Origin of the sequence: Arthrobacter sp. CAN_A1, assembly GCF_015751665.1 — a bacterium.
Lineage (GTDB): Bacteria > Actinomycetota > Actinomycetes > Actinomycetales > Micrococcaceae > Arthrobacter_D.
Genome location: NZ_JADOUR010000013.1, coordinates 25,581 through 45,294 on the forward strand (window position 1 = coordinate 25,581; position 19,714 = coordinate 45,294).

The following is a 19,714-nucleotide window of genomic DNA, read 5'->3' on the forward strand; positions in this document are numbered from 1 at the left end:
GTCTAGGATTCTATCCTGTGGCTGGGATGGACAGAGAATCCGTAGCGTGTCAACGCCTTGGCCAATTCCACCCGGTCGTCCAGGGGCAGGTTGACTCCCTTGACCTCCTGCCAGACCTCATGACCGCGGCCGGCAATCAGGACCGTGTCCGACGGCGACGCCATGGCGACGGCGCGGTCGATTGCCTCGGCGCGGGGATAGATTTCGAGCACCTCGCAGGGCAGGGCCCCCGCGTCGCGGGCTTCCAGCGCACCGGCCAGTACCCCCTGCCGGATCTCCGCCTCGTCCTCGTCATGGGGGTCATCGTCGGTGACGATCACCACGTCGGCGAGCCGGGCTGCTGTGGCACCCATGATGGGCCGCTTGGTTTGGTCCCGCTGGCCGGTGGCCCCGAAAACGACGATCAACCGCGCCCCGGGCGCAGTGGGTTTGACCGATTCGAGAGTGCGGGCCAGCGCGTCCGGGTTGTGGGCAAAATCGACTATTGCTGCAGGGTGCTCACCGATGAGCTGCATGCGTCCGGGCACTGCTGACGAGAAGGGGTCGGCTGCGTCGGCGGCGGCCTGGACCTCGGCGGCGGGTACCCCCGAGGCGAGCACCATGACCGTGGCCAGCGCCGCGTTGGAAATGTTGAACGTACCCGGCAGGCTGGTGTGCAGCCTGAGGCTCTCCCCCGCGGGTCCGGTGAGGGAGAACGCGTGGCCAAGCCCGCGACGGGCCACATCGCGAACCTGCCAGTCAGGTGTGCCGGCTGGTCGCCCGCTACCGGTCGTCCCGCCGTCGTCGTGCCGGGCGGTATGAGTGCTGAGGGTGACGACGTCGGCCCCGGCGGCGTGGGCCATCTTCACGCCCCACGGGTCGTCGACGATGATGACCGCGCTGTTCGCCCGTTCCCGGGAGAACAGCTCTGCCTTGACGTCGAAATACTCCTCCATGGTGCCGTGGAGGTCCAGATGGTCCTGGGTCAGGTTGGTGAACCCTGCCACGTCAAACTTCACGCCGTCGACCCGCCGGTACTCGATGGCGTGGGACGACACCTCCATGGCGGCCGTCTGAATGCCGCGCTCCCGCATCAGGCCCAGGATGCCATGCACCTGGGGTGACTCGGGGGTGGTGAGTGCGCTGGCGATCGGTTGACCGCCGGCATGAATTTCAATGGTGCCCATCAGCCCGGTGCTCTTGCCCAGACCGTCGAGCAGCGCGTTGATGAAGTAGGTAGTGGTGGTTTTGCCGTTGGTGCCCGTCACACCGAACAGGGTGGGACGGTCGGACCCGGTGGGTTGGCTGTCGAAGATGGCAGCGGCAAGGGGGCCCACCAGTTCCCTGAGCCGGGCGGCACTGAACAGTGGTGTGGACCCGGCGGCTGAGACGGCTTCGGCCGCTGGGGCAAGGCCAGCCTCGTCGGTGAGGACAGCGACGGCACCCGCCGCCAGGGCCCGGGCGGTGAAAGAGGCTCCGTGTTTGCCGGCGCCGGGGAGGGCGATGTAGAGGTCGCCCGCCCGGACCATGCGGGAGTCAATGGCGATCCCGGTCATCTGAGTGTGGGAGCCGCCGTCGTACCCGGGAACCGGGTGGATTGCCGGTAAACCGGCAGGAAGGGTACTAAATACCCGGTGCAGCGGGAGGGGGGTCACTACAGCGGGGCGCATCCCTGCGTCAGGGTGCGCTGCAGGATCTTCAATTGTTGGCACGTGTGCTGCTCCGGGTTAGTACTCGATGGGGTAGGTCTCGGGCTTCCCCGTGGAGGGTGCAACGTTCTTCGCGTTGAGCACCTGCTCCATGACCTTCTGGAAGGACTGCCCTGGGATCAGATAGTACAGATCGCCCTGCGGACGCTGGAGGGTCACCACCACTACGTATTTGGGGTCGTCCATGGGCGCCATGCCTGCGTAGGAAAGGGTGTATCCGTCGTAGCCACCGGTAGCGCCGGGCGCCTCGGCGGTACCGGTTTTGGACCCCACCCGGTACTCGTCGAGGGCTCCGGACGCGCCGGACCCCTCGACCGTGACAGTTTCGAGCATCTTCTGCAGCTGCGATGAGGTGTCGGGTGACACTACTTCGATGCCCTCGTCCTGGGGCACCTTGTGCTCGGTGCCGTCCGGGTCAATATAGGCATCGATCAGGCGGGGCTTCAGCCGGACGCCGTCGTTGGCGATGGTCTGGTAGACCATCGCCGTGTGCAGCGCTGTCTGCGCCAGGCCCTGTCCGAAGAGCACCGTGTACTGCTGCCGATCGTCCCAGTCCTCGGGCTGGGCGAGGATGCCGCTGGTTTCACCATTCAGGCCGACGTCAAGGGGCTGGCCGATCCCGAACTTGGTCAGCCAGTCGTAGCGCTGCTGCTTGCTGAGCTGCTCTCCGACCATGACTGTCCCGGTGTTCATGGACTTGGCGAAGATCCCGGCAACGGTGCGCCGCTCTTCGCCATGCTCGAACGCATCCTTGAAGGTCTGGTTGCCCACGGTGTAGGTGTTGGGCAGCAGGAACTCGCTGGTCGGTTCGATGATGCCCTCCTCCAACCCTGCGGCCATGGTGATCAGCTTGGTGGTGGAGCCGGGTTCGAAGGACGAGGTGACCGACAGGGGTTTCCGGAATTCGGGTTCGGTGGCGCCGGGGTTGTTGGGATCCATGGTGGTGGACTCGGCCATGGCAACGATGCCCCCGGTGTCCGCTTCAACCACCACGATGTTGCCCCACTGGGCGTCGTATTCCTCCACCTGGGAGGCGATAGTCTGCTGAGCGAACCACTGGAGGTCCTGGTCTATGGTCAGTTTCACTGACTGCCCGTCTTGAGCGGGGACGTCCTCGTTGGTGGCGTAGGGGATGCGGATGCCGTCCCCGCCGATTTCGAAGGTGCGGCTGCCTGCCTCGCCCGTCAGTATGTCGTTCTGGGTGAGCTCAAGTCCTTCGTTCTCCTCCCCGACGAAGCCGACAATCGATCCGGCAACCGGACCCGAAGGGTAGGTGCGGAGGCTGACCGGGTCAGCGTAGACGCCGGGCATCCGCACGGCCAGTGCAGCGTTCTTGACCTCGGGGGTCACCTCACGGGCCACATACCCGAACTTTTTGTCGCCGATGATCGACGCTTCAAGGGTGGCTGCATCCTGGCCGAGGATGGCCGACAGTTCAGCGATCCCCTCATCCATGGTCAGCTCTTCACGGTCGCCCTCGGCGTTGATGCGGGCGAAGGTATCACCCTCGGCGAGGGTCTGGTCGACGACGACGTCGAAGCGCTCCACGGTCCGGGCCAGGTAGTTGCCGTTGCTGTCGAGGATGTCGCCGCGCACGGGCTGGACGGGGAAGGATTCGAGGCGTTTGTTGAGCCCGGCCTGTGCCATGCCGCCGAGGTCCAGCGCCTGCACCTGGAAAAGGCGGACGCCAAGAACCAGCAGGAGAATCAGGACGAAGGCGAGACCGACCCGAAGCCGTTTGGCACCGAGAGCCACCCGGAATTTGTCGTGCTCAGTTGCTGTAGCCACTTCAATATCCTTTGGTGTCACTTCGGTAATCGTTGATCAGGTGCGTTACCCGCCGGTGCCTTGCTGTGGTGCTGGGATCGATCCGCCGTTGAGTTCGATGGCCTGCGGCTGCTCCGCCGGGGTGACGGGTTCCTCAACTTCTGCTTCCGCTGCGGCGGCGTCCTCGGCTGGCGTTTCGACCGGCGGAGCGGCCACGGGTGGAGCTACCGCACTGGCGGTGGAGACGTCGGGTGCAGCGATGAGTGCCAATGGCTCGCCGCCCTTTTTTGCAGCCTCCGGTGTTCCTGCGATTTTCATCGAATCTACATCAATGGATCCGAATCCCGGGGAGGCCACCATGCCGAGTTCCCTGGCCTCGGCGGCAAGATTCTGTGGAGCCCGCAAGTCTTCCATCTGCTGGGTCAGAGCCTGGTTTTCCTGGCTCAGGGCAATCTGCTGGTTGCGCAGGTCTACGAGCTCATACTGGCTGCTCGATACCGAAATGTTCAGCATCAGCACGGTGACCAGCGCGCCGACGAGTGCGATCATGCTGAACACGGCGAAGGGGATACGGCGTCGGGCCGGTCCGGCTGGCACGAGCGATAGCGGGGTTCTGATCTGCTGGGATGATGCACCACCCGTCGAGGGGGTAGCCAGCGGCTCGTAAGATTCAGCGAGTTGCTGGCTCATGATGCATTCCTGTCTTTGGTGTTTCGGGACACCTTTTTGATTCGTTCCACGGCCCGCAGCTTGGCTGAGGCCGCCCGTGGGTTTTCTTCGATTTCGTGCTCGGTCGGGGCTTCGGTGCCCCGGGTAAGTGACATGAGGTACGGCTTGTGCTCCTCGAGCTCCACGGGGAAGCCGACGGGAGCAGAGGACCGCGTTCCAGCGGTGAAGGCGGTCTTGACGATCTTGTCCTCCAGCGAGTGGTAGGACATGGCAACGATCCGGCCGCCGACAGTCAGCGATTCAATGGCGGCCGGGATGGCCCGTTCCAGGACGGTGAGCTCTTCGTTGACTTCAATCCGCAGCGCCTGGAAGGTCCGCTTGGCGGGGTGGCCGCCGGTTCGTGCTGCGGCTGCGGGGACCACTGCACGGATGACGTCGACCAGCTGGCCGGTTGAGGTGAAAGGGGCATCGCGGCGAGCCGAGACGATCGCCGAGGAAATCCTGCCGGCGAACTTTTCTTCCCCCCAGGAGCGGATGATTCTGAGGAGTTCGGCTTCCGGGTACCCGTTGACAACGTCGGCGGCTGTCTGTCCTGTGCTGGTATCCATCCGCATGTCCAGGGGCGCGTCGTAGGAGTAGGCGAATCCGCGTTCTCGCTCGTCCAGCTGGAGTGATGAGACTCCGAGGTCGAAAAGCACGCCATCGACCGCGTCGATTCCCAGGTCAGCGAGGACCTCGGGGATTTCGTCGTAGACGGCGTGAACCAGGTCGGTCCGGCCCGAGAAGGCTGAGAGTCGCTCCCCTGCCAGACCGATGGCCTGCAGATCCCGGTCGATGCCAACCAGATGGGCCTGCGGGAACCGTTCCAGGAGGTATTCGGAGTGGCCGCCCATGCCCAGCGTCGCGTCAACGACCACCGGGGTGCGGCCCGCGGCGGCAGCGGCGAGAAGTGCCGGTTCGAGGAGCGAGATGCAGCGTTCACGCAGTACCGGGACGTGGCGTTCACCGGTAGGGCGGTCGTCGCTCATTCAGTCGCTCCTTCCTCGGTCATGCTGGCGTGTGGTGGTGCGACTCGCTTCTTAAGCCAGATCCCCATCCGACCAGGCGCTGTGCCCGCCTGGGTCCGGGGAAGGTGATCCAGGTGGAACTGGCGCCGGGCGGCTGGAGATCTCGTTCAAGAAGCCGTCCTGCTGTGGTGCGTGTTTCAGGTGGTGCGTGGTGCTGCTAGAAAAACCCGGGAAGGGCTTCCTCATCCGTTTCGGAGAACACGTTCTCCTTCTCGGCAAGGTAGGTGTTCCAGGCTGAGGCATCCCAGATCTCAGCGCGGCTGCCCGCACCAATCACTGCAAGTTCCCGGTCCAGTCCCGCATAGGTCCGGAGCGCTTGGGGGATGGTGATCCGCCCCTGTTTGTCCGGCACCTCATCCGAGGCCCCCGACAAGAACACCCTGCTGTAGTCACGGGATTGCCGTGATGACAGCGGTGCTGCCCGCATTTGTTCGTGAAGCTGTTCAAACTCGCGCTGACTAAAGACGTAGATACACCGCTCCTGGCCCCGGGTGAGGACCAACCCGTTGGACAGTTCCTCCCGGAACTTCGCTGGGAGGATCAGCCTGCCCTTCTCGTCAAGACGCGGCAGATGGGTTCCGAGGAACATCTGCCACCGCCCATCCGATCCGGAAAGCACCTCGCGGCACCACTACGCTCTTATAACCACCACTTTACTCCACATCCCTCCCCCGTCAATCCATTTTGACCCTCTGGGCAGATCAATTTCCTGGCAGTTTCCTGTATTGGCGCGGCGGGGACAGGGTGGTGCGAAGTGGAGGGGTCTGACAGCCTCATGGCACCAGCGCGTCCCGGAATACTCCGATCGGGCCCGAAATGTCCCGTTAAATGCCGATAGACCCGCAGATGCGGGTCTATCCAGCTGAGCTTTGGGTGAAGTTTTGGGCTTTGTGGATGAAAGTGGAGGGGCCCGGGCAGGCTGCTAGCTGATTGGGCTAGGGCTGATCCCGTTTCCGCTCATCCCACTTTTCCTCGAGAGTGCTGAGGAAGCCTCCGCTTCGATTGACCGGAGCGGCCTTGGTTGTTCCGCGCGGCATGGGGGCTGAATCGCCCCCCTTGGGCCGGGTGGTGGCGAAGTACACGCCTGCGCCCATCACCAGGAAACCTGCCACTCCGACAAGAATGATCTGGTTCGCTACGCCGAGCAGGAGCACCAGAATGCCCGCAACAGCCATCAGGGCGCCAATGACAATCCGGCGCGTTGACAGTGACCGCTGGGTGCTTGATGCCATCGAGTTGGCGAACTTTGGATCGTCGGCGTGAAGCTGCTGCTCCAGCTGATCAAGCAACCTCTGTTCGTGTTCCGAGAGTGCCATCACTGCCTCCATGCTGATAATAATTCTTGATCCCTCACCCCAACCAACGAGCACCTGACGCATCCGGTTCCCCGCCACGTTTTACGGTGTGTCCGGGGGCCGCATTGACTGGTATTCCTGGTTGAGATTCGCCTTTGGTCTAAGGATAGATCGCAATCCCCACAAGGGAAAGCCACAGGCCTCACGGGCGGAAATCCCCCCTCCCGACGCCGGCCGCGTGGGCGGTTCAGGGTGTGGTATCCGAGGGGCGGCGGAAGAGCTGGGCTGGCTGAATGGCGGACTTGCCGAACTTCCTGTTCACCTGATCCAGCGCCGACTCCGCGAGGCGCCAGTTCTCGTCCCGGCGATCAATGGTGAGTTGGTGGCCCGACCCGGAAGATGGCTCCAGTTGGTCGGCGCGCACCCCCACCAGCCGCACGCTCATCGGCCGCTCCCCCAGGGACGCCAGAAGAGAGGTAGCTGCAGAGTAAATCGCATGTGCACTGTCGGTGGGTTCGCTCAGCCTCTTGGTCCTCGTGAGGGTCGAGAAATCCGCATACCGCAGCTTGATTGCCACACCGCCGCACTGCAGATGAGCCTGCCGCAGCCGCGCTGCGGTCCGGTGGGACAGCCTGAGCATTTCAGTGTGCAGGGTCGAATCGTCGCTGACGTCTTCGGCAAAGGTCTCCTCAGCCCCGAGGGTTTTCTCCTGACGGGTGACCGTGACGGTCCGCGGATCCCTTCCCCAGGCAAGGTCATAAACATGCTGCCCGGTCACGCCCAGCAGCTTGCGGAGGGAGGACACGGGAGTCTGCGCGAGGTCCTCGACGGTCCTGATTCCCAGCCGCGCCAGCACCTCTTGGGTTTTGGCGCCGACCCCCCAGAGCGCTGACACGGGGAGGGTATGCAGATAGGCGACCGTCTGGTCGCCGGGGATCACCAGGAGGCCGTTGGGTTTGGACCGGGTTGAGGCAATTTTGGCGACAAACTTGGTGGTCGCCGCACCGACGCTCGCGGTAATTCCCAGTTCCCGGTGGATGGTGGTTCGGATCAACTCGCCGATGTCACGGGGGCCGCCCAGCCGGCGCATGGACCCGGCAATGTCGAGGAACGCTTCATCGACACTGAGTTGTTCAACGAAGGGAGTGATGGTCCCAAAGATTGCCATCACATCGCGTGAGATCACCGAGTATTTGTCATGGTGCGGTTCAAGCACCACCCCCTGGGGGCATAACCGCATCGCCGCCGACATCGGCATCGCGGAGCGGACACCAAACCGTCGCGCCTCATAGGAAGCGGAGAGAACAACCGAACGCCCACTCGGTGACCCGACGATCACTGGCGTGCCCACCAGATCGGGTCGGTCCAGCAATTCGACACCCACATAGAAGGCATCCATGTCCACATGGAGGATGCTGCACTCCGCGTGCGGAAGATGTTCTTTGGGTCCAACGATCACAGGTCAATCGTAGCCAGTTAGTAGGATAAGACAGCCCACAGATCACCCTGGCCGGCGGAATGCCCGGCGCACCCCCACGTGGACTGCCGTCCGCACTCCGAGGAGAGTCCATGACCGACCAGAACCTGTTTGCCCAGGATGGCTCTGTTGACCACCTGGTGACGCGTGAGCAGACGGCGTACCGGGCTGATGTGACGAACGGGCTCGATCTGTTCCTCACCCGCCAGCGGACCATTCTGGGTGGGATTGCCGACGATGCGCTTGAGCCCGCCGAAGCCATCACCCGGTTGACCGCGGGGGGCAAACGGCTGCGCGCTCTGCTCTGCTACTGGGGTTTCAGGGGGGCGGGCGGCCCGGCCGGCGCCAGCGAACCCATCCTGGCCGGGGTTGCCCTGGAACTGTTCCAGGCCGCGGCCCTGATTCACGACGATGTCATTGACCGCTCCGATACCCGGCGTGGATCGCCCAGTGTGCACCGCCAGTTCGGTGCGCTGCATCAGCGAAACCGGTGGCACCTCAGCGCCGACCGGTTCGGCGTCTCCGCAGCCGTATTGACCGGAGATATGTGCCTGTCCTTCAGTGAGGAACAGTTCTCGGACATCGGGGCGGGCGCCGCTTCGGGAACCCCTGCCCGCGCGATTTTCAACAGGATGCGCACCGAGGTGATGGCGGGCCAGTATCTCGACCTCCTGGAGGAAGCGGTGGGCCCGGACCGGACGCCAGCCGACGCCGCCGAGCGCGCCCAGCAGATTGTCCGGTTCAAATCCGCGAAGTATTCGATCGAACATCCCCTGGCTCTGGGGGGTGCCCTCGCCGGGGCCGATGCCTCGTTGCTGGACGGCTACTCAGCGTTTTCGCTTCCCCTGGGGGAAGCTTTTCAGCTCCGCGACGATGTGCTCGGGGTTTTCGGCGATCCAGCGGTCACCGGGAAGCCCGCCGGGGACGATCTGCGTGAGGGCAAACGAACCCTCCTCATTGCCCACGCCCTCCAGGGCGGTAGCCCCGAGGACCGGACACTGATCAATGAGACATTGGGCCAGGCAGCTCTTGACGACGACGGCGTTGCCCGCCTTCGGGACGCCATCTCCTCATCGGGAGCGTTACAGGCCGTTGAATCCCTGATTGCCCGGCATTCCGAGGCGGCAGCACACGCTCTGGGGCGCCTCGACCTTGAAGACATCTGCCGTTCGGCCCTCGCGGACCTGGCGACGGCGGCGGTCAGGCGATCGGCCTAAATCTGGAATGTTCACCGGGCAGACCCAGTGTATGTACCAAGCAGCGGTCGGGCGATCGGCCCAGACCAGGGTTAACCAGGCAGGCCAGGAATATTTACCAGGCAGCAGCCTGGGCGCGCCGCCGGATCTCGGTTTTACGGCCCTCACGAAGGGCATCGATGGGACGGCCCGGGAGGGACTCGTCAGGGGTGAAGAGCCACCGGACAATGTCTTCGTCGCTGAAGCCTGAGTCGGCGAGGACAATGATGGTGCCCTTGAGGCTGTCCACTACTGCGCCCTCGAAGATGAACTCCGCCGGGACGCTCCTGACATTCCGTTGGGAGCTGCGAAGCGCAATCAGCGACTTCTCGTCGAGCAGGCCGTGCACCTTGGTGATGGGCACATCGAGTTCCAGTGCCACCTCCGGGAGGTTCAGCCAGGCGGGCACAAGTTCTTCAAGTTCATTCACCCCCTAAGGGTGCCAGAAGTGGGCCCGTCACTCCACTTCAAGAAACGACACGCCGACGCATCATTAGCGGGGTGGAAAGTAACTATTGTGCTAAGTGACTTTTAGTGTAGATTCACATGAGTCACACCAGTAACAGTAACAACATCAGACTCTCGCGCACCATCAGATGTTTTTGAAAGAGGTCCCCGACGGCATCGCCGGTCGGGTCTCCATTCGGCCATCGGCGCGGCCCGTTCCGTTGACCAAAGATGAGGATTAGACCATGACTGCCCAGCGTTCGTCATCGCTGCTGTTCGGACCCCAGGCTCGTGCCCACGGCACCCGTCTGCCCAGCCGCTTCACCGTTGCGGTATCCACCGCCGCAATTCCCGCAGTACTGCTCTCCGCCGTCGCCCTTGCGCAGCCGGCCACTGCCGCACCGGTGGCGGTGAAGTCGCTACAACTCCCCCGGCTCGCCCCAGCGGTGACCGTCCCTGCCGGTCTGACCATCCCGACGAGCAACGTCGCAGCCCGGATCCCGGCCTTTTTGGCACCGGCCCAGAACGCGCCAAAGACCTACACGGTCCAGGCTGGTGACACCATCAGCGGCATCGCGCTCAAGCACGGACTGGAAACGGGCGCTGTACTCAAAGCCAACGCCCTGAGCGCCAGCTCGATCATTTACCCGGGACAGAAGATCAAGCTCGCCGGTGCCCCTGCCGGTGAAACCACCGCCAAGCCTGCCAGCAACACGCAGCCATCGTCGTCGTCAGGGTCGTCCTACACCGTCAAGGCCGGGGACACGCTCAGCGCGATTGCCGCCAACAACGGAGTCAGCCTCGGAACGGTGCTGAAGGCCAACTCGCTGTCGATGACCTCCATCATTCACCCCGGACAGAAGATCACCCTGGGCGGCTCTGCCGCCGTCTCGGTCGCCACAACAGAGATCACCCCGGCAGCACCCAAGCCGGCAGCCCCAGCGTCCAACGGCGGTTCCTACACCATCAAGGGCGGCGACACCCTCGGTGCCATCGCGGCTCAACATAACGTGAGCCTCAGCGCCCTCGTGAAGGCCAATGATCTGACCGCATCCACGATGATCCACCCCGGCGACAAGCTCACCCTTCCCGGCAAGGCGGCGCCCGCTGCCGAGCCGGCGCCGGCCGTTGCTGAAGACGCCCAAACTGATCTCGTGCCGTCCACCTTCCTGCACTACACCTACCCACAGCATGTGGTGTCGGAAGCGAACCGCAACAAGCACCTCCTGAACTCGCTCCCGGTCCCCGGTAACGACGCCATGAAGTCGATCGTCGCGGACACCGCCCGTTCCATGGGCGTTGACCCGAGCCTCGCCCTCGCGGTGTCGTACCAGGAGTCAGGCTTCAACCAGCGCGCCGTGTCACCCGCCAACGCCATCGGCGCCATGCAGGTCATCCCGATGTCCGGCGAATGGGCTTCCGACCTGGTGGGCCGGCAGCTGAACCTGCTGGATCCTCACGACAACGCCACCGCCGGCGTCGCCATCCTGCAGTCACTGATCCGCACCAGCGACACCCTCGACGAGGCCATCGCTTCCTACTATCAGGGCCAGTATTCGGTGACCACCCACGGGATGTTCAGCGACACCAAGGACTACGTCGCGGCGATCACCGCGCATCAGGCGACCTTCCGGTAGGAACACTGGGAGGACCCGTGAATAGGGGTGGAATCGGGTGTCGGTTCCACCCCTCAACATGTCTGCACTTAGGATCAAAGGGTGCAGGAACGGCAGAATGACCCACTGGTTGGCGCGCTAGTAGACGGACGCTATCGTGTTCTGTCGCGCCTGGCGCGCGGCGGCATGTCAACGGTCTACCTGGCCACCGACCAGCGGCTGGATCGCGACGTCGCCCTGAAAATCCTGTACCCCCACCTCGCCGAGGACTCCAGCTTCCTGGACCGGTTTGAACGGGAAGCCAAGTCGGCGGCCCGTCTGTCCCATCCGCATGTGGTGGGCGTCCTGGATCAGGGTGTCGAGGACTCCCCCGACCGTTCACTGGCGTACCTGGTCATGGAGTATGTGCCGGGCAAGACCCTCAGGGACCTCCTCCGGGAGAAGGGCCGCCTCACCCCCCGGCTTGCGCTGGCCATGATGGACCCTGTGGTCGAAGGCCTCGGCGCAGCGCACGACGTCGGGTTGGTGCACCGCGACGTCAAACCCGAGAATGTGCTCCTGGCTAGCAACGGCCGCATCAAGATAGCCGACTTTGGCCTGGCCCGCGCGGTGTCCACCACCACCAACACCGGAACCCTGATTGGCACGGTCGCCTATCTCTCCCCCGAGCTGGTGACCGGTGGCGGCGCTGATGCCCGCAGCGACATCTACTCGGCCGGCATTGTCCTCTTTGAGCTCCTGACCGGGAAACAGCCATTCACCGGGGACATCCCGATCCGGGTGGCGCTGCAGCACGCCAATTCGACGGTCCCCGCGCCCTCCACCCTGGTCCCGGGGCTCGCAGCCGACATTGATGAGCTGGTCCAGTGGTGCACCTCGGTGGATCCGGAGGATCGCCCGATCGACGGCAACGCGCTCCTCGGGGAGCTCAGGCATATCCGCACCACCCTGACGGACGCGGAACTGGACTTCGAACTTCCCGGTGGACCCGCCGGGGCCGGGAGCGCTGACAACCAGGCGGGTGTCATCCCTCCGGTCATGAACGGCACCGAGGTGATCACCACAGGGGGCGGGTCACCAACCGAGGCGATCAGGCCGTCACGCGCGCCCCGCCCCACCGAGGTAATCCGGGCCGACCAGTCACTGACCTCGGTCATCGCCCACGACGTCCAGCACACCCGTGCCATCCCCCACCTTCCACGGGCCGGGGCGGATACCACCCCCGAACCGGATCCACGGACGAGGGACAAACAGGCACGCAAGGATTTCAAGGTCTACCAGAAGCACCAAGCGAAGGCCGCCCAACGGCCCGAGAAGTCGCTGCATTCCGGCCACCGGGGCCGCCGCAACGCCATCCTAGTGGTGTTGCTGCTGCTGCTTGCCGGTTTGGCTGCTGGAGTTGGCTGGTTCTTCGGAGTGGGGCCGGGTGCCCTGGCAGCGGTGCCCGACGTCGTCAACCGCTCAGTGGACCAGGCCGAGCTGCTGCTGACACAGAACGGTTTCGATGCGCCGCGCTCCGAAGAGGAGTTTCATGACGAGGTGGAATCCGGATTGGTGATCCGCAGCGAACCTGCCGCACAGACCGAGATTCGCCGCTACGAGTCGGTGGACCTGTTTGTGTCGAAGGGGCCCGAACTGTTCGAGGTCCCCAGCGTGGTCGATCGTGGTGAAGCTGCCGCTGCCGAACAGTTGGCTGGCGGCGAGCTGGCGGTCGGGGACATCACCCGCGAGTACAGCGCCGACGTCGAGGACGGCCTGGTCATCAGCCAGTCGCCCACAGCCGGCGAACAGGCGCGGCGGGGTACGGCGGTGAGCCTCGTGATCTCGCAGGGCCCCGAACCGCTCGACGTTCCGGTGGTGACCGGACAGCCCCGCGATGAGGCAGTCGCCGCCATCGAGGAGGCCGGACTGGTCGCCGCCGTCGCGCCGGAGGGTGAGAACAACCCCGACATTCCGGAAGGCGCCGTCGTGGCGCAGAGTCCTACGGGCGGCCAGCTGACACGAGGTGAGACAGTGACCCTCACCCTGTCCCTGGGGCCACGCCTGGTTGAGGTACCGAACGTCTTCTCCCAGCGGGAAGAGGCGGCCGTGGCCGAGCTGGAGGCTGCGGGATTCACCGTGGTGGTGGACTACACCTTCGGCGGCTCGGTTCTCGGCCTGGTGGCAGGCCAGGATCTGACCGGTGAGCAGCCGGAAGGCTCGACCGTCACGATCACGGTCACCTAGCCGATTCACCGTCCTGTAGCCACACGACGGGCTCCACACACAAGAAAGGCGAAGCGGATACCCGCTTCGCCTTTCTTGTGTAGCCGGCCTATCGCTGGGAGAGTGCTCCGGCGACGAGGAAGGCCATCTCCAGGGACTGCATGTGGTTCAGCCGTGGGTCGCAGACTGATTCGTAGCGTTCCAGGAAGGCTTCCTGATCCACGGGGTCCGCGCCGCCCAGGCACTCGGCGACGTCGTCGCCCGTCATCTCCACGTGCAGGCCGCCCGGGAAGGTGCCCAGCGAATTGTGGACCTCAAAGAAGCCGCGGACCTCATCCATGACGTCGTCGAAGTTGCGGGTCTTGTAGCCGTTGGGCGAGGTGACCGTGTTGCCGTGCATCGGGTCGGATACCCACAGCACCTGGGCGCCGGAGTCCGTGACCTTCTGGACCAGTTTGGGCAGCTTCTCGCGGATGTTGCCGGCACCCATCCGGGTGATGAACGTCAGGCGTCCTGGCTCGCGGTTCGGGTCCAGCTTGTCGATGAGGGCGAGGGCATCGTCGGGTGAGGTGCCCGGGCCCAGCTTCACGCCGATCGGGTTCCGCACGCGGGAGAGGAAGTCGATGTGCGCGCTGTCGATGTCCCGGGTGCGCTCCCCGATCCACAGGAAGTGGGCCGAGGTGTCGTAGGGCAGTCCGGTGCGCGAATCGGTGCGCGTAAGTGCGCGTTCGTAGTCGAGCAGCAGCGCCTCGTGGCTGGCGAAGAATTCGACCCGTTTGAGGGCCTCGAAGTCCGTGCCGCACGCATCCATGAACCGGACGGCGCGGTCGATCTCGCCGGCCAGCGACTCGTAGCGTGAGTGGGCCGGGTTGGCGGTGAAGCCCTTGTTCCAGTGGTGAACCAGGCGCAAGTCGGCGAAGCCACCCTGGGTGAACGCACGGATCAGGTTCAACGTCGATGCGGACGTGTGGTACGCCTTGACCATCCGGGAGGCGTCGTGGCCGCGCGATTCGGGGGTGAACTCGTAGCCGTTGACCATGTCTCCCCGGTAGGCCGGGAGGGTGACGCCGTCGCGGGTCTCGTCGTTCGAGGAGCGGGGCTTGGCGAACTGCCCTGCCATCCGGCCCATTTTGATGACGGGCAATGACGCGCCGTAGGTCAGGACCACTGCCATCTGCAGGATGGTCCGCACGCGTGCGCTGATCCGGTCGGCGGTGGCGCCTTCGAAGGTTTCGGCACAGTCGCCACCCTGCAGCAGGAACGCTTTGCCCTGTGCGGCAGCGGCCAGGCGGTCGCGCAGTACGTCGACCTCTCCAGCGAAAACGAGGGGCGGAAGGGTGGAGAGCTCCTTGACGGAGGCCGAATACACGCTGCTGTCCTGCCAGGTGGGCTGCTGCGAAATGGGCAGCTGACGCCAGTTGTCCAGCATTGAGTTTGCCTGAGCGCTGGCCTGCTGAGCTGGGGGGACGGTGGATTCGGTGGGTGCAAAGATGTCAGTCACCCGTTAAGCCTAATGGGTCGGCATCGAAGGCGCCGCCGGGGCCGTCACGCAGCCGGGCGATACGTCACATTGTGCTGTCCGCCACCTTTGCAGGTGACTCCGTGGGCCGCCGCCCAGGGTTTGGCTTTTTCTGGATCGGCCTACCGTGTTCATGGTGGCCTGGCTTGATGCGGGGCTGGCTAAAGTGGCCTGGCGTCTCCCGGGGCCGGCTAGCGTTTCCTGGTCAGCCAGCCCGGCAGCTTGATGCCCGAGAGCCGGCTGCGGACCGACTTCCTGCCGGGGTTTCCTGACTTCGGGGCGTCTGTTGGCATCGCTACGTCGTCGGGCCTTGCAGGTCCCGCCGGCTTCGCGGCGACGTCGGGCATCGCCGGTCCCGTCGGCTTCGCGTCCTCGGTTTTGCCATGGGTCTTTTTGTCGGATGCCTTGGCTGCGGCTAGTTTTTCCTTCACGCTGCTGGCGTAGACGTCAACGTATTCCTGACCGGAGAGTCTCATCAGTTCGTACATGATCTCGTCGGTGACCGACCGCTGCACAAAGCGGTCGTCCGCCAACCCTTTGTAGCGGCTGAAATCAAGGGGTTCGCCAACGATGATCCCAATCCGGCGGATGTTGGGGATACGGCGCCCGATGGGCTGCACCTTGTCGGTCCCGATCATGGCCACCGGAATCACCGGCACTCCGGTGGCGAGCACCAGCTTGGCGACACCGGTTTTCCCCCGGTAGAGGCGCCCATCGGGGCTGCGCGTTCCCTCCGGATAGATTCCGAGGATGCCGCCCCCGTTGAGGACCGCCTCGCCCGCGCTCAACGAACTGGATGACGCTGCGCCACCCGAGCGGTCCATCGGGAGCTGATTGGAGAGTCGGAAGAACATAGCGGTGAGCTTGCCCTTGATTCCCTTGCCCGTGAAGTACTCGGACTTGGCCAGAAAGATCACCGGCCGGGGCACAGCGATGGGGAGGAAGATCGAGTCGGAGAAGGAGAGGTGGTTGCTGACCAGGACCGCCGGCCCATCGACAGGAACGTTGTCCATCCCTTTAACCCACGGCCGGAACAGGAGACCCAGAATTGGACCGACGATGATCCGCTTCATGAACCAATAAAACACGCTGACAGCCTTCCTAGACCCGAACGGATCACGGCGGAGTACCCCACTGTTGATCGCGCTTTCCTTGAGAGACTACTCTAAGGCGCAGATCCGCTGGTAAGGCATCGGTCGCAGGTGGCACGATGGGGCTATGACATCCAGCGCTGGTCCCGTCGCCTTCTCCTCCGACGGTTTTGGGGAGTCGGCGCGCATCGGCGTCGTAATGAGCCATGGGTTCACCGGGTCACCCGTCAGCCTGCTGGATTGGGCCCAGTATCTGGCCAATCAGGGGTACGCGGTGCGTCTTCCCCTGCTCGACGGGCACGGCACCACCTGGCAGGAACTTGCCCGCACCCCGTGGCAACGCTGGTATGCCAGCTATGAGGCGAGCTACCAGGAGTTGGAACAGTCAACCGAGGTGATTGTTGCCGCTGGCCTCTCCATGGGCGGGACCCTGGCGCTGCGCTTGGCGGCGCTGCAACCGGTGGCGGGCGTCGTCGTCGTCAATCCGGGGCTCACCATTGCCGATCCACGCGCCCGCTACGCCAGTGTGCTGAAGTACTTCATGAAATCGGTCCCGGCAATCGCCAACAACATCAAGAAGGAAGGGCTGGACGAGGGTGCCTATGCGCGAACACCCGTCGCGGCGGTGGGACAGTTGTACCGATTGTTCAGGGAAACGGTGGAGCGGCTGCCATCGGTGACCGCTCCGACGCTGGTCTTCCGCTCCTCGGTTGACCCGGTGGTGCCGGAGAGTAGCCTTGAGGTCCTGCAGCAGCGGATTGGCTCCGACGTCCTGGATATTGTCCGTTTGGAGAACAGCTACCATGTTGCGACCATGGACCATGACGCGCAGTTGATTTTTGAACGCTCAGCGCAATTCATCCAGCACGTGACGGCAGGTACCAGCGCATGACATCCCGAGGCCAGGAACCCAACGAGTCCACCGATGATGCCGTGTGGCAGGATCTGGTGTCGCGCCTGGAACAAACTCCCAGTGCACCCGAGACCGGAACATCGTCAGCCTCTGGTCCGACGTCAGCTTCATCGGCAACGTCAGCTTCGGAGCCGACCGCCGGGCGGACCGCCGATGCGGAGATGTCCGATCAGGACCGTGTGCGGGCGTTGTTCGAGAATCAACCCCGCCGCTCTCCCGGCGGTCCACGCGACTACACCCCTGAAGAGTCCGACGACGAGGATGAGGGGTATCACCCGCCCGAGCCGCCGGCGCTGGGAACCGGGGAACCGCTGCTGGTCCTGGCCTGGTTCGGCGCAGTCGGCGGGCCCATCACCCTGCTGTTGCTTTCCATGTTCTGGCGTGCTGCGCCTCTCACGGTGATGTTGGGGGTACTGGCAATTTTTCTGGTGTCAGTGATTTTCCTGATCCTGCGGCTGCCCAAGACCCGCGATCACGGCGATAACGGCGCTGAGGTTTAGCGGGCCGGTTGGCGTTGGGTGGGCGGATCCCGCCCCGTTGAGATGCGGCACCTGCCAGCACCACGAGAACGATCCCGATGATCTGCAGCAAACCCAGTTGCTGCTGGAGGATGAGCAGCCCCAGCAACACTCCGATGGCGGGTTCCAACGCCATCAGCGTCCCGAAAGCGGTCGGGGTCATCCGGCGTAGGGCGAGCATCTCCAGGGCGAAGGGAAGGACTGGCAGCAGCACGGCCAGCCCCAGCGACGCCGCCAGGATGCCAGGGGTGATGTGGCCTGCAGTCGGCGGGATCCCCACGATCGCCGCAGTCAGCGCCGCGATCGGTATGGTCAGGGAGAGTGCGCCGATGCCGGTGAACCGGTCACCGATGCGCTGGGTAAGAAGGATGTACGCGGCCCAACCGACGGCGGCCATCGCCGCGAACCCGACGCCAGTGAGGTTGACTGCCCCTGCCCAGGGTTGGGTCATCAGTACGACACCCACCAGCGCGATGGCTGGCCAGGCCAGGGCACGTTTCCTGTGGCTGCGAACGGCTGCGACGGTCAGCGGGCCGAGGAACTCGATGGCGACAGCGGTGCCCAGGTGGATGTGTTCAAGTGCGGCGAGGAACCCGAGAGTCATGACGCCTGTCGCGACGCCGAGACCGAAGATTGTCGGCACGTCCCGGCGGCGGATCGACCGTAACGGCGGTCGAACCAGAATGAACAGGATGAGCGCACCCATACTCAGACGGAGCCAGGCGGTTCCTGCAGGTCCAACAACGCCAATGAGATCGACCGACAGGGCGGAGCCCAGCTGCACCGAGAGCATCGCGGTGATCGCCAGTCCCCACGGAGGGATAGCCGTTCTCTGGTTCATGGTCTCCCCGGTTCGGCCCGAATGAGGAGGCTGGCGCGCTGCACGTCGGGCCCCAGCTGGTCGAGGTGGGAGCCGAGGGCATCCGCCGCATGCTGCAGGGCGTCGTCGGACATCGGCTCCAGCGCGTCAAGGATGAACAACGCCGTCGTCGTGCTGTCGCTGAGCTGGGTCCGCCGGCCCTGGCGCCAGTTCCAGCGTCGGCAGGTCACTCCGGCGTCGTCGCACCAGACCACTTCGCCCGGCTCCGGGTGCTCAGTTGTTTCGGTCCCCCCTGTCGCGGTGTCGAACGGCTCGGTACCGATCGCGCGAAGCAGTCGTGGTGCCCCGACGTACCCGGCCAGGTCTTCGCCTCCCAGCGGAATCTGGTGCAGGACCGAAATCGCGTTGTACAGGTCGGTCAGGCGGTTGACGCGTGGCAGCCCCGTGACGGCTCGGCGCAGCAGACCCTCGAGGCTGTTGCGCGTGCGCTGTGGTTTGGCCCCGAAGCTGCGGTAGGCATCGCGCCAGGCGGCGACATGGGGGAGCTGTTCCACGGGAGTCTGGCCCAGGAGACTGCGCGAATGTGCTTCGGCTGCCTGCAACAGTGCCTCGCTGCGTTGGTCGCTGGGACCCGGAACGAGTCCGTCGACAGCGATGACGACGGCTCGGTAGTCCGGGCGGAGCTGGAAGACCTCTGCATCGACGCGGCTGGACTCAACGAGGTGTTGTAGGGCGATTCTCCTGTTCACCGGGCCCCCCGCTTCAGGCCAACGCCGGGTTCAAAGACCGCCATTGTGAACCGCGCTGGTTCGCTGGCGGCCGAGGCGTAGGAGTGGGCGGTGTCCCCCGGAAAGGACAGTGCATCCCCCGGCCCGAGAACAATCGACTCGTCACCGACCTCCACAGTGATTTCCCCTTGCTGCACCTGGAGGAGTTCCCTGGTTCCGGCGGAATGGGCCTCGCTCTCATGCCGGTCTCCCGGGACCATGATCCACTCCCACAGTTCGACGACGTCAGGCGACTCGGTGCCCGCCACGAGGATTCCACGGCCACCGGCTTCGGAACTCCACAGGGCTGCACCTTCGCCGCTGCGGGTGATCGTGACCGGCTTGGGTGTTGGTGATTCCACCAGGGCGGGGAGTCCGACGCCGAGAGCATCGCTGATCCGCAGCAGCGCTCCGACGCTCGGGTTGGTGGCTCCCTGTTCAACGTTGATCAGCAGCCGCCGGCTCACTCCTGCCCTTATCGCTAGTTGGTCCAGGGTCAAGGAGCTGGCTTGCCGCTCATGTTTGACCCGTCGCCCGATTGCTGCCGCCAAAACGGTTGTACTGTCATCCACTAGTGCAGCATACTGCACTTTCTGTGCACTCTATCGGTTGGGCTGAAC

Annotated in this window: 18 protein-coding genes; 5 read left to right on the forward strand and 13 right to left on the reverse strand. The window is 64.5% G+C overall.

All coding sequences use genetic code 11. The annotated features are described in order from the left end of the window. Nucleotides 1-2: 2 nt before the first annotated feature. The 7 genes from IWX62_RS13440 to dinB form a co-directional block, all read right to left on the reverse strand. The gene (locus IWX62_RS13440) at nt 3-1,649 is read right to left on the reverse strand and encodes a UDP-N-acetylmuramoyl-L-alanyl-D-glutamate--2,6-diaminopimelate ligase (protein ID WP_196841983.1); all 1,647 of its coding nucleotides are present in this window, start codon (nt 1,647-1,649) and stop codon (nt 3-5) included. Nucleotides 1,650-1,706: 57 nt separating this feature from the next. After that, nucleotides 1,707-3,476: a peptidoglycan D,D-transpeptidase FtsI family protein gene (locus tag IWX62_RS13445; protein ID WP_196841925.1), complete on the reverse strand. Its 1,770-nt coding sequence runs from the start codon at nt 3,474-3,476 to the stop codon at nt 1,707-1,709. A gap of 45 nt (nt 3,477-3,521) precedes the next feature. Then, on the reverse strand, nt 3,522-4,145 hold the full coding sequence (locus IWX62_RS13450; RefSeq protein WP_196841926.1) for a hypothetical protein: 624 nt from the start codon (nt 4,143-4,145) through the stop codon (nt 3,522-3,524). Further along, nucleotides 4,142-5,152, reverse strand: a complete 1,011-nt coding sequence (rsmH, locus tag IWX62_RS13455) for a 16S rRNA (cytosine(1402)-N(4))-methyltransferase RsmH (protein WP_196841927.1) — start codon at nt 5,150-5,152, stop codon at nt 4,142-4,144. Before rsmH ends, IWX62_RS13450 begins: the two co-directional genes overlap by 4 nt. Nucleotides 5,153-5,348: 196 nt before the next feature. Beyond that, entirely contained in the window at nt 5,349-5,780 is a 432-nt protein-coding gene (gene mraZ, locus IWX62_RS13460; protein ID WP_196841984.1) for a division/cell wall cluster transcriptional repressor MraZ, read from the reverse strand. Nucleotides 5,781-6,126: 346 nt separating this feature from the next. Further along, nucleotides 6,127-6,507, reverse strand: a complete 381-nt coding sequence (locus IWX62_RS13465; protein ID WP_196841928.1) for a DUF3040 domain-containing protein — start codon at nt 6,505-6,507, stop codon at nt 6,127-6,129. 226 nt (nt 6,508-6,733) lie between these two features. Further along, nucleotides 6,734-7,945 (reverse strand): DNA polymerase IV, encoded by a 1,212-nt coding sequence (dinB, locus tag IWX62_RS13470; RefSeq protein ID WP_333483427.1) that lies wholly within the window; start codon nt 7,943-7,945, stop codon nt 6,734-6,736. Nucleotides 7,946-8,055: 110 nt separating this feature from the next. On the opposite strand from dinB, the gene IWX62_RS13475 reads away from it, so the two are divergent. Next, nucleotides 8,056-9,180 (forward strand): polyprenyl synthetase family protein, encoded by a 1,125-nt coding sequence (locus IWX62_RS13475; RefSeq protein WP_196841929.1) that lies wholly within the window; start codon nt 8,056-8,058, stop codon nt 9,178-9,180. Between the two features lie 94 nt (nt 9,181-9,274). On the opposite strand, the gene IWX62_RS13480 is transcribed toward IWX62_RS13475, so the two are convergent. After that, nucleotides 9,275-9,628: an Rv2175c family DNA-binding protein gene (locus IWX62_RS13480; RefSeq protein ID WP_196841930.1), complete on the reverse strand. Its 354-nt coding sequence runs from the start codon at nt 9,626-9,628 to the stop codon at nt 9,275-9,277. Between the two features lie 262 nt (nt 9,629-9,890). Here IWX62_RS13480 and IWX62_RS13485 point away from each other — a divergent pair, with 262 nt between their 5' ends. Together IWX62_RS13485 and IWX62_RS13490 are read left to right on the forward strand one after the other, a co-directional pair. Next, nucleotides 9,891-11,282, forward strand: coding sequence for a LysM peptidoglycan-binding domain-containing protein (locus tag IWX62_RS13485; RefSeq protein WP_196841931.1), 1,392 nt, complete (start codon nt 9,891-9,893; stop codon nt 11,280-11,282). 81 nt (nt 11,283-11,363) lie between these two features. Further along, nucleotides 11,364-13,487, forward strand: coding sequence for a protein kinase domain-containing protein (locus IWX62_RS13490; protein WP_196841932.1), 2,124 nt, complete (start codon nt 11,364-11,366; stop codon nt 13,485-13,487). An 88-nt stretch (nt 13,488-13,575) separates the two neighbouring features. Here the strand turns inward: IWX62_RS13490 and IWX62_RS13495 are convergent, their stop codons facing one another. Continuing rightward, complete coding sequence (locus tag IWX62_RS13495) at nt 13,576-14,967, reverse strand: class II 3-deoxy-7-phosphoheptulonate synthase (RefSeq protein ID WP_196841933.1); 1,392 nt, start codon at nt 14,965-14,967, stop codon at nt 13,576-13,578. A gap of 209 nt (nt 14,968-15,176) precedes the next feature. Next, nucleotides 15,177-16,073 carry a lysophospholipid acyltransferase family protein gene (locus IWX62_RS13500; protein WP_333483428.1) on the reverse strand — a complete coding sequence of 299 codons (897 nt, stop codon included), beginning with the start codon at nt 16,071-16,073 and terminating at the stop codon, nt 15,177-15,179. A 130-nt stretch (nt 16,074-16,203) separates the two neighbouring features. Here IWX62_RS13500 and IWX62_RS13505 point away from each other — a divergent pair, with 130 nt between their 5' ends. Together IWX62_RS13505 and IWX62_RS13510 are read left to right on the forward strand one after the other, a co-directional pair. Next, complete coding sequence (locus IWX62_RS13505) at nt 16,204-16,968, forward strand: alpha/beta hydrolase (protein WP_196841934.1); 765 nt, start codon at nt 16,204-16,206, stop codon at nt 16,966-16,968. After that, nucleotides 16,965-17,489, forward strand: a complete 525-nt coding sequence (locus IWX62_RS13510; protein WP_196841935.1) for a hypothetical protein — start codon at nt 16,965-16,967, stop codon at nt 17,487-17,489. Before IWX62_RS13505 ends, IWX62_RS13510 begins: the two co-directional genes overlap by 4 nt. Here the strand turns inward: IWX62_RS13510 and IWX62_RS13515 are convergent. The 3 genes from IWX62_RS13515 to IWX62_RS13525 are packed head-to-tail and all read right to left on the reverse strand — an operon-like array spanning nt 17,383 to nt 19,666. Next, entirely contained in the window at nt 17,383-18,348 is a 966-nt protein-coding gene (locus tag IWX62_RS13515) for an EamA family transporter (RefSeq protein ID WP_333483429.1), read from the reverse strand. The two genes, IWX62_RS13510 and IWX62_RS13515, sit on opposite strands and share 107 nt — an antisense overlap. Beyond that, entirely contained in the window at nt 18,345-19,076 is a 732-nt protein-coding gene (locus tag IWX62_RS13520; RefSeq protein WP_196841936.1) for a B3/B4 domain-containing protein, read from the reverse strand. Before IWX62_RS13520 ends, IWX62_RS13515 begins: the two co-directional genes overlap by 4 nt. After that, nucleotides 19,073-19,666, reverse strand: coding sequence for a helix-turn-helix domain-containing protein (locus IWX62_RS13525; protein ID WP_196841937.1), 594 nt, complete (start codon nt 19,664-19,666; stop codon nt 19,073-19,075). Before IWX62_RS13525 ends, IWX62_RS13520 begins: the two co-directional genes overlap by 4 nt. Between the last annotated feature and the right edge of the window lie 48 nt (nt 19,667-19,714).